12 protein-coding genes and 1 pseudogene are annotated in these 13,588 nt (G+C 61.5%); 7 read left to right on the top strand and 6 right to left on the bottom strand.

The features are described from left to right. From AAAX59_RS09065 to AAAX59_RS09055, 3 genes and pseudogenes are all read left to right on the top strand, one after another. A pseudogene (locus tag AAAX59_RS09065) lies at window positions 1-467 on the top strand (lantibiotic ABC transporter permease); the annotation flags it as partial. Window positions 468-627: 160 nt separating this feature from the next. Further along, on the top strand, window positions 628-1,200 hold the full coding sequence (locus AAAX59_RS09060) for a response regulator transcription factor (protein ID WP_349071518.1): 573 nt from the start codon (window positions 628-630) through the stop codon (window positions 1,198-1,200). Window positions 1,201-1,226: 26 nt separating this feature from the next. Then, on the top strand, window positions 1,227-2,624 hold the full coding sequence (locus AAAX59_RS09055; protein WP_349071517.1) for a HAMP domain-containing sensor histidine kinase: 1,398 nt from the start codon (window positions 1,227-1,229) through the stop codon (window positions 2,622-2,624). A gap of 253 nt (window positions 2,625-2,877) precedes the next feature. Here the strand turns inward: AAAX59_RS09055 and guaA are convergent, their stop codons facing one another. Beyond that, on the bottom strand, window positions 2,878-4,476 hold the full coding sequence (gene guaA / locus AAAX59_RS09050) for a glutamine-hydrolyzing GMP synthase (RefSeq protein WP_349071516.1): 1,599 nt from the start codon (window positions 4,474-4,476) through the stop codon (window positions 2,878-2,880). Between the two features lie 267 nt (window positions 4,477-4,743). On the opposite strand from guaA, the gene AAAX59_RS09045 reads away from it, so the two are divergent. After that, on the top strand, window positions 4,744-5,757 hold the full coding sequence (locus AAAX59_RS09045) for an asparaginase (protein ID WP_349071515.1): 1,014 nt from the start codon (window positions 4,744-4,746) through the stop codon (window positions 5,755-5,757). Between the two features lie 21 nt (window positions 5,758-5,778). Here AAAX59_RS09045 and AAAX59_RS09040 read toward each other — a convergent pair whose 3' ends face one another. Further along, on the bottom strand, window positions 5,779-5,997 hold the full coding sequence (locus tag AAAX59_RS09040; protein WP_035136926.1) for a helix-turn-helix transcriptional regulator: 219 nt from the start codon (window positions 5,995-5,997) through the stop codon (window positions 5,779-5,781). A 76-nt stretch (window positions 5,998-6,073) separates the two neighbouring features. Here AAAX59_RS09040 and AAAX59_RS09035 point away from each other — a divergent pair, with 76 nt between their 5' ends. Further along, window positions 6,074-6,463 carry a hypothetical protein gene (locus AAAX59_RS09035; protein WP_349071514.1) on the top strand — a complete coding sequence of 130 codons (390 nt, stop codon included), beginning with the start codon at window positions 6,074-6,076 and terminating at the stop codon, window positions 6,461-6,463. A 9-nt stretch (window positions 6,464-6,472) separates the two neighbouring features. Here the strand turns inward: AAAX59_RS09035 and AAAX59_RS09030 are convergent, their stop codons facing one another. The 4 genes from AAAX59_RS09030 to AAAX59_RS09015 form a co-directional block, all read right to left on the bottom strand. After that, window positions 6,473-6,856, bottom strand: coding sequence for a DUF1648 domain-containing protein (locus tag AAAX59_RS09030; protein ID WP_138341578.1), 384 nt, complete (start codon window positions 6,854-6,856; stop codon window positions 6,473-6,475). 11 nt (window positions 6,857-6,867) lie between these two features. Beyond that, window positions 6,868-7,944, bottom strand: a complete 1,077-nt coding sequence (gene ychF, locus AAAX59_RS09025; protein ID WP_035136922.1) for a redox-regulated ATPase YchF — start codon at window positions 7,942-7,944, stop codon at window positions 6,868-6,870. 126 nt (window positions 7,945-8,070) lie between these two features. Next, window positions 8,071-9,414, bottom strand: coding sequence for a 6-phospho-alpha-glucosidase (locus AAAX59_RS09020; protein WP_349071513.1), 1,344 nt, complete (start codon window positions 9,412-9,414; stop codon window positions 8,071-8,073). A 156-nt stretch (window positions 9,415-9,570) separates the two neighbouring features. Then, window positions 9,571-11,181, bottom strand: coding sequence for an alpha-glucoside-specific PTS transporter subunit IIBC (locus tag AAAX59_RS09015; RefSeq protein ID WP_349071512.1), 1,611 nt, complete (start codon window positions 11,179-11,181; stop codon window positions 9,571-9,573). A 357-nt stretch (window positions 11,182-11,538) separates the two neighbouring features. Between AAAX59_RS09015 and AAAX59_RS09010 the strand changes: the two genes are divergently transcribed. Further along, on the top strand, window positions 11,539-12,564 hold the full coding sequence (locus AAAX59_RS09010) for a zinc-dependent alcohol dehydrogenase family protein (protein WP_118387611.1): 1,026 nt from the start codon (window positions 11,539-11,541) through the stop codon (window positions 12,562-12,564). A gap of 65 nt (window positions 12,565-12,629) precedes the next feature. Then, window positions 12,630-13,385, top strand: a complete 756-nt coding sequence (locus AAAX59_RS09005) for a GntR family transcriptional regulator (protein ID WP_117770020.1) — start codon at window positions 12,630-12,632, stop codon at window positions 13,383-13,385. Window positions 13,386-13,588: the final 203 nt, after the last annotated feature.

The raw sequence follows: 13,588 nt of genomic DNA, 5'->3' as shown, positions 1-13,588 counted from the left end.
GCGCGGGCGCGCTGGCCGTGGCGCTCGGCGTGTTCGGGGCCGCGCTCGCCGTCGCCGGGCGCCTGCCGCTCGGGCCCGCTCCGCTTGCGGCCGCCTGGGCGGGCATCGTGCTGGGCAGCCTGCCCCTCTACGCGCTGGGGCTCAGCGTGGCCCTGCGCCTCGGCCGCAACGCCGCCATCGGCGCCGGCGCGGCGGGGATGCTCCTCGCGTTCTTCTCGGTGGGCGGACTTGCGCACGGCCTCATGACCGGCGAGCTCACCGGTGCCCTGGCGACGCCCCTGAGCTGGGTGCCGCTCGCCTGGCCCGCGCGCCTGGGGTCGCTCGGGGTGGAGGCCTTCATCGACGCCGCACGCGCGGCGGGCCCTCTCCTCACGACTGCGCTCGCCAGCCTCGTGCTCACCCTGGCAGCCGCCGCCGTCCTTATCGCCTGGTTCTGCCGCTTCGAGGACGGGAGGGCAGATGCATAGGAAGCCGCTCGCCGCCGTGCTCGCCCTCCTCTCCACAGCGCTCGTCCTGGGCGGGAATGCCCTGCTCGACGCCGGCTGTGGGGTCGGCGCTGCGCGCGGGGCTCTGGACCGCTGAGCGCGGCGCAAGTACAATGCCGACGGGAGTTTCAGGAGGTCGAACATGGCGAGGATACTGGCAGTGGATGATGAGCGGGCGATCCTCGACGCGCTCGCGCGCGTCCTCGGCCGCGACGGCCATGAGGTCGTCAAGGCAGCGGACCCGACGGCGGTCCCGGGGACGGACCTCTCGCGCTTCGACCTCGTGCTCTGCGACGTCATGATGCCGGGGCTCGACGGCTTCGAGCTCGTGCGGCAGATCCGCCCGGACTTCGACGGGCCCATCATCTTCCTGACCGCGCGCGTGGCCGAGGAGGACGCCGTGGCCGGCTACGGCCTGGGCGCCGACGACTACGTCCGCAAGCCCTTCGGGGCCGCGGAGCTGCGCGCCAAGGTCGCGGCCCATCTACGCCGTGAGCGCCGGCCGCGCTCGCACGCCCTCTCCTTCGGGGAGGTGCGGATCGACCTCGGGGCGCGCGGCCTCGCCGTGGGCGGCGAGGCGGTGCTCGGCTGGGAGAGCGACGCCGACGACGCGGCCATATCCATGCAGGTCAGCCGCGCCCGGAGGAAACTCTCCGAGGCCGGCGCCGATCCGATCGCGACCGTCTGGGGGATGGGGTACAAGTGGCAGCTCTGAGGACCGGGGCGCGAGGTCACGGGGGCATGTCGCTCTCCTTCGTCATCGCGCGCTACTTCGCCTACGCGTTCGCGGCGGTCGCCACGGCGTGGCTCGCCTCGTTCATGGCGCTCTCCGCTGCGATCGACGCGGGCTTCGTCTACGAGGCAAGCTGGGGGCCGGCCAATGCGCGCGAGGTCGCGGAGGGCCTGGCACGCGACGGCGTCTGCGGGCAGCAGGACGTGCCGACGGCGTACCGCTACCTCATCCTGAATAAGGACGGATACGTGCTGATGACAGACCTCGAGGGCACGCGGCTCGAGGACGTGACGGAAATGGCCCGTGCGGCACTCGCCGCGGATCCGGGCACAGTGGAGATCGAGGGCGGGGGCTCGGGCCTCACCTACGCCGCGTTCCCGCTCAAGGGCGGCGGGGCCTGTGCACTCGTCAGCGAGTACCTGCCGCAGTGGGTCTCGCGCGACCTCGCCGGCCTGCTTCCCAACCCGCAGAACCTCATGCTCGTCGGCGCCGCTGCGGGAAGCGCGCTCGCGCTCGCGCTCGTGGCGCGCCGCGCGAGCCGCGTGATCTCGCGCAAGATGGCGCCGCTCGCGGAGGCGGCGGAGCGCGTCGGCGCGGGGGAGCTCGACTTCGCGGTCGGCAGCACCAACGTGCGCGAGGTGAACGACGTCCTCGCCGCGATGGACGCCATGCGGGCCTCCCTCGCCGAGTCGCTCGAAGCCCGCTGGGCCGCGGAGCGGGGGCAGCGCGAGCAGGTGGCGTCGCTCGCCCACGACCTCAAGACGCCGCTCACCGTGCTGCGCGCCAACGCCGACTTCGTGGCGGAGGAGCTGGAAGACGAGAAAGACGCCGACCTCGCGGCCGCCGCGCGCGACATAGCCGGCAGTGTCGAAAGGCTCGACGGCTACGTGCGCCTGCTCATCGAGGCCTCGCGCGGGTCCGGCGGGGCGGAGAGGGCCCCCATGCGGCCGGCCGAGCTCTGCGAGCAGGTCCTCGCCGAGGCCGCCCAGATCGCCCGGGCGCGAGGCGTGACGCTCGACGCGGCCACGGGCCCTGCTGTCGCGGGCGCGCCCGAGGCCCCGCTCGACCGAACCGCCCTGGCGCGAGCCGCCGCGAACCTCGTGGCCAACGCCGCCGAGCACGCGCGCTCGCGCGTGGCGGTCTCCTGCGACGTCGAGGGCGGCCACCTCGTCATCGAGGTGTCCGACGACGGACCGGGCTTCTCTCCCGCCGCCCTCGAACGCGGCTGCGAGCGCCTCTTCACAGACGACTCCTCCCGCTCCTCGCGCGACGGAGGCCGCCACTACGGGCTCGGCCTCCACGCCGCCTCCGAGGCCGCGAGCGCCCACGGGGGCTCCGTCTCGCTCGCCAACAGCCCCTCGGGCGGCGCGGTGGCCACCATCGCGGTCCCCCTGTGCGGGGCCTGACGGCTCAGGCCCTCACACCGGCGTGCCTCGCAACCAAACGCTTCCATCTTGAAACACGGGGAGTAAATCGCGAAATCGCAGGTGAAAGAGAGTAAAAAGGCAAAGAAAAAGCCTCCGTTCCAACATGGGAACGGAGGCTCGATAATCGAGTTTACTCACCAATGTCGCTGGTGGTTTTGCCGTAACTCTCGTACGAAACGAAACTCAGGAGCACAGTGCGGCACTCAAAAGTGCAGGTCAGAACCCTATCAGCCTACTCCCATTCGATCGTCGCGGGCGGCTTAGACGTGATGTCGTAGCACACGCGGTTGGCGCCGGGAACCTCGGCAACGATGCGGCCGGAGATGCGGGCCAGTACGTCGTAGGGCAGCTTGGCCCAGTCGGCGGTCATGGCATCGCTGGACTCGACGGCACGCAGGATGATCGGGCGCTGATAGGTACGCTCGTCGCCCATAACGCCCACAGACTTAATGTCGGGCAGGACCGCGAAATACTGCCAGCAGCTGTGCTCGGAGTTGCGCTCGCCGGTCTGCTCAAACAGACGCTGGTTGTAGGCGTCGAGCTCCTCGCGCACGATAGCATCGGCGTTCTTGAGGATCTCGAGCTTCTCCTTGTCAACCGCGCCGATGATGCGGATGGCCAGACCCGGACCCGGGAAAGGCTGGCGGAACACGATGTGACCCGGCAGGCCCAGTGCCAGACCAAGTGCACGGACCTCGTCCTTAAAGAAATGATCGAGCGGCTCGATGAGGTCGAAGTGCACGCCCTCGGGGAACGGGATCAGGTTGTGGTGGCTCTTGATGGTGGCCGTCTTGCCGCCCGTCTTGCGAGCGCCGGACTCGATGATGTCGGGGTAGATGGTGCCCTGAGCCAGGTACTTGACCGGCTTGCCATCGGTCTCGAGCTGCTGCGCCACGGCGAAGAACTCTTTCCAGAACTGCGTACCGATGATGCGGCGCTTCTCCTCGGGCTCGGTCACGCCAGCCAGAAGCTCGGCATAGCGGTCCTCGGCGTGAACGTGGATAAAGTCGACGTCAAACTGCTTGGTGAAGACCTCCTCCACCTGCTCGGGCTCGCCCTTGCGCAGCAGGCCGTGGTTGATGAACACGCAGGTCATCTGCTTGCCCACGGCACGGGCGCCCAGGGCGGCCACGACGGAGGAGTCGACGCCGCCGGACAGGGCCAGAATCACGCGGTCGTCGCCGACCTTCTCGCGGAACTCGGCCGTCATGGTCTCGACCAGGTTGTCCATGCTCCAGTTGGGCTCCAGGCCGCAGATCTCAAACAGGAAGTTGCTCAGCAGCTGCTGACCGTACTCGGAGTGCTTGACCTCGGGGTGGAACTGCGTGGTGAAAATCTTGCGCTCGACGCACTCCATGGCGGCAACCGGGCACACGTCGGTGCTGGCGGTAACGGTAAAGCCCTCGGGCACCTCGGACACGGCGTCGCGGTGGCTCATCCACACGGTCTGCTCCATGGGCGTGAAGTTAAAGAGCTTGGCGCCGGCCGTGCGCGTGATGGTGGCGCGGCCGTACTCGCCCACCTCGGAGTGGCCGACCTTGCCGCCAAGCGTCACGGCCGTGATCTGATGGCCGTAGCAGAAGCCCAGGACGGGAAGGCCCAGGTCAAAGATGGCAGGATCGATGGACGGAGCGTCCTCGGCGTACACGGAAGCCGGACCGCCAGAAAGGATGAGCGCAGAGGCGTTCATCTCGCGAATCTCGTCGGCCGAGATGTCGCAGGGGACAATCTCGGAATACACGTTGAGGTCGCGGACGCGACGGGCAATGAGCTGACCGTACTGCGCACCAAAGTCGAGTACGAGGACCTTTGCGGAAGCCTTTTGATCCATGGTTCCCCCTCTTGTTGGCGGGGAGCCGGTGCCCACCCGCGTGAATGAACGAAAATAGCCTTCATAGTGTACACGTTATATGGGGTTTCTCGCCCCTCGCAGCCATCAGCGCACGGCAAACGCACGACCTAGGCCCCTATTTGACGGCAATTGAAGTGTTACCAAATGTTACAGATGATGTAATACGTTTGAACATTGGACGCCCTGTGCCACAATACTGCCGAACGACTCCGCCTCTGCGGCGGCAAATACGATAGGAATACCAGCATGAAGCGCATCCTTCTCATCGCCACGGGCGGCACCATCGCATCGACCGAGGACGGCAACGGCCTCTCCCCCGCCCTGACCGGTGAGGAGCTCGCCCAGAGCGTCCCCGAGATCTCGGGCCTCTGCGAGCTCGACGTGGTGCAGCCCATGAACATCGACAGCACCAATATGCGCCCGAGCGACTGGATGCGTATCCGCGATGTCATCGTCGAAGGCTATGCCGATCACGACGGCTTCGTGATTCTGCACGGCACCGACACCATGAGTTACACCGCGGCAGCACTTTCCTACCTGATTCAGGACAGCCCCAAGCCCATCGTGCTCACCGGCTCGCAAAAGCCCATGGGCAACCCCTTTACCGATGCCAAGCTCAATCTGTATCAGAGCCTGCTCTATGCGCTCGACGAGCATTCGCACGATGTGTCGATTGTGTTTGGCGGCGTCGCCATTGCCGGCACGCGCGCCCGCAAGCAGCGCACCATGAGCTTTAACGCGTTCATCAGCGTCAACTATCCGCCCATCGCCTATATCCGCAACGACCGCATCGTGCGCAACGGGCTTCACGGCACGCATCAGGGCGAAAACCCGGTGCGTTTCTACGACAGCATCGACCCGCGCGTATTTGTACTCAAGCTTACGCCCGGCGTAAACCCGGGCATCCTCGACGCCCTTGCCAATAGCTACGACGCCGTGATTCTGGAGACCTTTGGCATTGGCGGTATTCCCGAGTTTGGCGAGTCGGGCGAGTCGTTCCAAGAGGCAATTTTCCGCTGGGTCGATTCGGGTCGCACTGTCGTTATGACCACGCAGGTCCCCGAGGAGGGCCTCGACCTGGGTATTTATGAGGTCGGCCGAGCTTACGCCGATCATCCGGGTATTTTGCGCGGCGACGACATGACCACCGAGACGCTCGTGGCCAAGACCATGTGGGCACTCGGCCAGTCACGCGATGCCGCCGAAATCCAGCGCCTGTTCTACAGCCAAGTCAACCACGACCGCATCCCGATGGCGTAGCCAGGCATCGACCGGTATCCCCTACTCAATGCCTTCAAGAAGCTCTGACACCGTCATGCCGAGTGCGGGCGCGATCTTAAATAGAACCTTGAGCGTGAAATTTGCCGTCCCATCTTCGATTCGGTCGAGGTAGGGTCGGCTGATTCCTGTCGCCACACAAAAATCAACCTTGGAGATACCAAGGTCCCTGCGTGTCTCTTCGACCCGCCTGCCAAGAATCTGTTTCGCACGTTCGTCCATGCAGCCGAGTTTGAAATGGAGCCGAACATAAACGTAAACTATAGTTTACGTTTTCCCGAATACACAGGAGTTTTCTATGTCGGGTTCTTCGGTCCGCATGCACCGAGCCACGCTTCGCACAAACAGCGCACCGCCCAAGCTCGTCGTCGTTGAAGCAGAATGCCTTTCGCCCGATGAGCGCACAGCATTTGCATTGCTATCAAGTCGCGTCGTCGCCGTTCTGGTCCCTTGCCCGACGCAAGGTGAACTTGCCATTCAATGCCAAACGCACGGCTGCTCGCTCAATCAGGTTGCCGTAATCGCAACCAGCCAACGCGGCCTGCCGCTCCTTTTAGAAGCCGGCATAGCACTCGCCCTTCGCGGCGCCGGATACGAAAACGAGGCCGCCGCCGATGTAGTCTTTCAACCACGATCGAGCGGCGGCCTCGCAGCAGCCATCGAATATGCTTGCAGGCTCGTTGCCTAAAAGGACAAGCTAGAAACCAAAACCAAAGCCCGTTCCGGTAATCGCCGAGTACATAAAGTAAACGTTGATCACGTTGAGGAACACACCCGTGATGCAACCGTTGCGCAGGTAGCGCTCGCACACGATGCGCGCCATGGCGGCGGAGTCATCATTGTTCTTTGCTTGACGACCGGCGGTAAAATACGTCGCCACGCCGAGCAGCAGGTTGAGCACCGGCAGCGCCAGCAGCTCGTAGCTCTTGCCCCAACGCGTCACCTCGCCTGCTGCGTTAAACTTTGTTGCCACCTCGGGACCAATGTTGGGGATAACAAACGCTGCAACCACCAGCGGAATCACCGCGAGCACCAGCAGCGCGATGCCCATGTAGCCGGCTTTTTTGCCATATTTAAACATGCGCGTCGCCCTTACACGTTAAAGCGGAAGTGCACGACGTCGCCATCGGCCATGACATAGTCCTTGCCCTCAATGCGCAGCTTGCCGGCAGCCTTGGCGCCCTGCTCGCCGCCGAGCTCGATGTAGTCGTCGTAGCCAATGACCTCGGCCTTAATAAAGCCGCGCTCAAAGTCCGTGTGGATGACACCGGCGGCCTGCGGGGCGGTCGCGCCCTGACGAACCGTCCAGGCCTTGACCTCCATCTCGCCGGCCGTAAAGAACGACTGCAGGCCGAGCAGCTTGTAGGCTGCCTGCGCGAGCACGTCCAGACCGGGCTGCTCCAGGCCCAAGCTTTCCAGATAGTCGGCGGCGTCCTCGGGATCGAGCTCGGAAAGCTCGGCCTCGATCTTGGCGCAGATAGGCAGCGGCTTGACGCCGTCGATGGGCGCCAGATCGTCGTTGAGCATATCCTCGTCCACGTTGGCCACATACAGGATGGGCTTCATAGTGAGCAGGAACAGCCCCTTGGCGGCGGCACGCTCCTCGTCGGTCATCTCCATGGATGCGGCGCGCTTGCCCTCGTTGAGCCAGGCAAGCAGGCGCTTGGCAACCTCGAACTTGGGCATGAGCTCCTTGTCGCGCTTGGCCTCCTTCTCGAGCTTAGGCAGCTGCTTCTCGAGCGTGCCCATGTCGGCCAGGATGAGCTCGGTCATGATGGTGTCGGCATCGCCGGCGGGATCGACGAACTCGCCCGTGCGGCCCACCTCACGCATGACGTTGGGGTCCTTAAAGTAGCGCACGACCTCGCAGATGGCGTCGGTCTCGCGGATGTTTGCCAAGAACTGGTTGCCCAGGCCCTCGCCCTCGTTAGCGCCCTTCACCAGACCTGCGATGTCGACAAACTCGACCGTCGCCGGCACAATGCGACCGGGGTTGACGATGTCGGCGAGCTTTTGCAGGCGGCTATCGGGCACATCGACGATACCCACGTTGGGGTCGATCGTGGCAAACGGGTAGTTGGCGGCAAGGCCGGTCTTTTTGGTAAGCGCGGTGAACAGCGTCGACTTGCCCACGTTGGGCAGGCCCACGATACCGATGGAAAGGGACACGACAGCTCCTTTTGGTACAGGTACTTCAAACCTCATAAGTATAGCGCCGCCGCAGCATCCGGGCGAATCCGGACACCGCGGCGGCGCAAATGAAGCAGAGATGCGTGAGGTTCGAGACAGCAGTCCTTACTTAAGCTCGGGCCAGAAATCCTTGTTGGCCTCGATGAGCTCGTCCAGGATCTGCTTAGCAATGCTCGCTGAAGGAATGGTCTTGGAGAGCGTGAGTGCCTGCCAGAGCTTCTGGTAGCTGCCCTCGACCCAAGCCTGGACAACGAGCTTCTCGACGGAAACCTGCTGCTCCATCAGACCCTTCTGGAACTGCGGAATCGGGCCCTGGCAGATCTTCTCAAAGCCGTTGGAGCCGACGATGCAAGGCACCTCGACCATGGCCGTCGGGTCGAAGTTGGGCACAGCGCCATCGTTGGGGACGATCAGCAGGAAGCGCTCGAGCGTATTCTCGGCCAGTGCGCAAGCAAGGTCGACGATGTAGTTGGCATGTACATCCGGCTCAAAGCCGCCGTCCTTGGCCGTACCCTTGGCGATGATGTCGCGGCAAGCGCCAAAGACCTTCTTCTCGCGGCCGTCCATAACCTCATTGGCGCGAGTGTAGTTGGGGTCAGACGTCTCGACGACATAGTCCGGGTACAGGTAATACTTGAGGTAGGTATTGGGAATCGTCTCGGGATCGACAGCATAGACATCCTTGGCCTTGCCGAAGGTGTGAATCCAGCTCTCCTCGACGTGCTGCTCCTTACCGGCCTCGTGCTCAATGCCGTCCAAGTAGCCGTTCTTTGCCATGTGCTCCTTGATCTGCGGCATGAGGTCGTTACCCTCCTTGTCGTAGATCTTGCTCCACCAACCAAAGTGGTTGAGGCCGTAGTAGCTGTACTGCAGCTCGCGACGATCCTTGATGCCGCACATACGGCTCATCTTATCCATGAGGTCGATCGGCATGTCACAGATGTTGATGATGCGGCTGTTGGGACGCAGCACGCGGCAGGCCTCTGCGACGATAGCCGCGGGGTTGGAGTAGTTGAGCATCCAGGCGTTGGGGCTGTACTTCTCCATGTAGTCCAGGATCTCGATGACACCGCCGATGGAGCGCATACCGTAGGCGATGCCGCCGGCACCGCAGGTCTCCTGACCAACGCAGCCGTACTTGAGGGGGATCTTCTCGTCGAGCTCGCGCATGGCGTACAGACCCACGCGGATGTGAGCAAGGACGAAGTCAGTGCCGGTAAAAGCGGTTTCGGGGTCGGTGGTGTAGTTGAACTCAACCTCGGGAGCGTTCTCGTGGAAGTAGATCTCGCACGCCTTGGCAACGATCTCCTGGCGCTCGGCGTTGTTGTCATAGAAGGTCACCTTGTTGACCGGGAAGCGGTCGCGCTCCTCGAGCAGCATCAGGGCAATGCCCGGGGTGAAGGTGGAGCCACCGCCGGCAATGGTCACGGCATAGTTCTTCTTGGACATGATGTCCTCCTCATTCTGGCCGCTTGCTCAATCCGTCCCCGCACGCGGCCTTGCGCGGTTTGGAATTGTTACCTAGAAGTGGAGTTTTTTATCTCTAGAATCGGCCTTGCGGTGCATACCGGCTCTGCAAGGCCGATTGTTTCGATGGACGATGGTTTACAGAAGACTCTCGAACTTCAGAAGACTCTCGAACTTCTCGCGAACCTGCGGGACGGTAAGGCCGATGATGACCTGGATTGACTGACCTTGGACCACCAAGCCATGCGTACCGATCGCCTTGAAGGAAGCCTCGGGTGCAACGACGCTCTTGTCCTTGACGTTAACGCGCAGACGGGTAGCGCAGTTAGTTACATCGATGATGTTATCCGTGCCACCGAGCAGATCGAGGATGTTCTCGGCAAGCACCAAGCGCTCATCATCTTTACTCTGGGCGACCGATTTGCCAGCAGCAGCACCGCCCTGCTTTTGCTTGTAGTCGGCCTTGGACTTGAGCTCGACCTCAACATCGTCATCCTCGCGACCGGGGGTCTTAAAGTTGAACTTGACGATCAGGAAACGGAAGACCACGACCCAAAGGGCGGTAAAGCACAGACCGACAAGGATGGAGATGGCGTACTGCAGACCGTGTGCGGCCCAAAGGGGCAGCCAGTCCCACGAGAGCATCGAGATGATGCCGCCGTCGAAGATGCCCACGACACCAAGGAGGTTTTGAGCCATGCAGCCGAGCGCTCCGAGCACGCAGTGGACGACGAACAGGCCGGGCGCGATGAACAGGAAGGTGAAGTCAAGCGGCTCGGTGATACCGCAAAGCATAGCGGTAAGGGTGACCGGGATCAGCAGAGCCTTGACGCGCTGCTTGCGCTCGGGTTTGGCGGTCATATAAAACGCAATGGCGACGCCAAGCGAGCCGAAGACCTTAGTCCAACCAGGGCAGGTATAGGCAGCCCAGGGTGCGGCATCCTTAAGAGCAATGCTCGGATCGGCAGCCAGTTGGGGCAGGATGTTGGCCCAAGCAGCAAAGATGCCGCCGTTGACCGCCGCGTTGTCGTAATAGAACGGCGTATAGATAAAGTGGTGCAGGCCTGCAGGGATCAGCACGCGCTCGAAGAAAGCAAAGACACCCACGCCAAACGTACCGGCGGAAAGGATGAATCCCTGGAAGGCGGAGATAGCAGCCTGAACATGCGGCCACACCAGGCAGGCGATAAGAGCGACCGGAACCATAACGAAGAAACCGATCATATAGATGAACACGGAGCCCGAGAACACGCCCAGCCACTCAGGAAGTTCGGTGTCGAAGTACTTGTTGTGAAGCATCGTGGCGATACCTGAAATGATAAGCGCGCCCATGATGCCCATATCAAGCGTTTTGATGCTTGCGATAGTGGCAAGACCAGTACCGCTGCCCGCCTCGACAGAGTAGTCGACCCCAAAGACAGGGCCCCACTGCCCCAAGATTGTGCTTACAAAGTAGTTGAAGGTAAGGTAGATGGCCAAAGCCTCCATGCAGCAGCGAGCGTTCTGCTTGTTCGCGAGCGAGATTGGCAACGCTACGCAAAACAGCAACGGCATCTGGTTAAAGAGCGTCCAACCACCCTGGAGCAGCACATTCCAGCAATCAAACCAAAGATGACCCGCTGTGGCCATCTCGCCAAAGATCGCCTCGGTGGTAAACAACGTACCCAGGCCGACGACGATTCCGGAAAATGCGAAAAGAATTGCAGGCGTGTACATTGCACCGCCGAAACGTTGTATCTTTTGCATCATGACGGGGAATCCCCCTCTCTTCATTCGGAGCGGCTGCGGTTTTGGCTTCACTCGAGACCGCAGACGCGCCGTTTGCGTGTACCTCGTGCAATAGGACGGGTGGGCCCGCTTCCCTGACTTCTTGCGCTTCCATTTTTATCATATCACTTATCTAGACAAGTTAGCATAAATACTACGGTCGGTAAACGGTTGATTATTGGCCGTAAACGGTATATGTCCAGTATTTCGCCTGTTAAATCTGACATAGCTGATGACTGCATTATAAATTTCTTTTCTACTTGTCTAGATGTGCTTGTCTATATCTATAGACATACCTATACTTCATTACAACATTCACCGCCACGTTAAGGAGTCACCATGAAAAGCGCGGTCTTCTATGGAAAGCACGACCTCAGAGTCGAGGAATCGGCAAAGCCGGCCGTGGGCAGGCGCGACGTTCTGATCAACGTCAAAGCTTGCGGCGTCTGCGGTACCGACGTTCATATCTATGAAGGCGACAAGGGTGCAGCCGACGTTACCCCGCCCACGATCCTTGGTCATGAGTTTGCGGGCGTTGTCGAGGCCGTGGGCAGCGACGTCGCTGGCTTTAAACCGGGCGATCGCGTGTGCATCGACCCAAACCATCCCTGCGGCTGCTGCGAACCCTGCCGCGACGGAATCAACCACTACTGCGAGCATATGACCGGTTACGGCACCACCGTTAACGGCGGCTTTGCCGAGTACTGCTCCGTCGATATGCAGCAAGTCTACAAGTTGGGCGATCACACCAGCTTCGAGCAGGGCGCTATGACCGAGCCCGTCGCCTGCTGCCTGCACGGCATCGATATGTGCAACATCAAGCCCGGCAGCACAGTTGTCGTTATCGGCGGTGGCATGATCGGTCTGCTCATGATGCAGCTTGCTAAAAACGCCGGCGCCACCAAGGTTGTCTTGCTCGAGCCCGTCGAAGGCAAGCGCGAGGTTGCGCTCAAACTCGGCGCCGACCTGGCAATTGATTCCATCCACGAGGACGTCCCGGCCCGCCTGAAGCAGGAGGGCGTCGGCAACGTCGATGTCGTTATCGAGTGTGTTGGCAAGCCCGTCACCATCGAGCAGGCCATCCAGATCGCCGGCCACAAGGCTACGGTCATGATGTTCGGCCTCACCAAGCCCGATGAGACAATCACCGTCAAGCCCTTCGAGGTCTTCCAGAAGGAGCTTGTGCTTACCTCGTCCTACATCAACCCTTATACGCAGCGTCGTGCGCTCGAGCTCATCGACTCTGGCAGGCTCGACGTATCCTCGATGGTCGCAAAGGTAGCTTCCCTCGATGAACTCGGCGCCATCCTGTCAGACCCGGCCCTGCGTGCCATGGGCAAATATATAATCGACCCCAGCAAGTAAATCGATTGACACCTGCGCGGGCGGCCCTCATCCGTCGTTCACGCGCCCAGCTCTAGGAGACCGTCATGGCGCGAGCCATCTTCCAAACTATTTATGACAACGTTAAGCAGTCGATTGACGACGGCACATACGCCTATCAGAGTTATCTGCCTTCGGAGACTGAGCTCACGCAGCTGTTTGACTGTTCGCGCATGACGGTCCGTCGCGCCATCTCGATGCTTGCGGCAGATGGTTACGTGCTCCCCCAGCAAGGCAAAGGCATGCGCGTCATTCGCAACATCAGTGACGAGAAGAGTCGTGGTGGCGGCGGACTCGAGACCTTTAAGGAAATCGCGACCAGCCGAGGCTTTGAGCTCAAGACTGTCACCACCGTCTTTGAGCTCCTCGTCTGTAGCAAGGCACTCTCCGGGATTACCGGGTTTCCCGAAGGCTGCGAGCTTACGCGCGCCAAACGCATTCGTTATGCAGACGGACATGCCGTGTGCTCCGACGACTCCTATTACCTAAGCTCACAGGTACCGGGACTGACACCCGAGATTGTCAACGATTCGATCTATCGTTACCTCGAAGAAGACCTTGGCATTAAGATTGCCACGGGCAAACGCGATGTAACGATCGAGCACCCCACGCCCGAAGATGCGCGCGTGCTCGATCTCGACGACTTTAACGCACTCGCCGTTATACGCGGGCAGACCTACAACGCCGACGGCATCCTTATGGAATACACCGAGACCAAACAGGTCCCCGGGTTCTTTTTGCTCCATGAAACCGTGACGCGCAACGGTACCGGTCGAACCGGCCACCAAAGCAGCATGAACTAACCATCTATTAGTCGCGGTGAGATAGTTCCTAGAAGGGGGTGCGGACGATTTCTTGGACCGCGCCTAGGCGTATCCATTGGAGTGGGAAGGATAAACTGGACTTTCTTTTAAGGATCCTCAAGCGTATTGCCGCTCGTATTCCACTGGAGACATGTAGCCCAGGGTGGAATGCATGCGCACCCTATTGTAATAGAGCTCTATGT

This window comes from Collinsella sp. CLA-ER-H2, from assembly GCF_040092405.1.
Lineage (GTDB): Bacteria > Actinomycetota > Coriobacteriia > Coriobacteriales > Coriobacteriaceae > Collinsella.
This window is presented reverse-complemented; position numbering and strand designations above follow the sequence as displayed.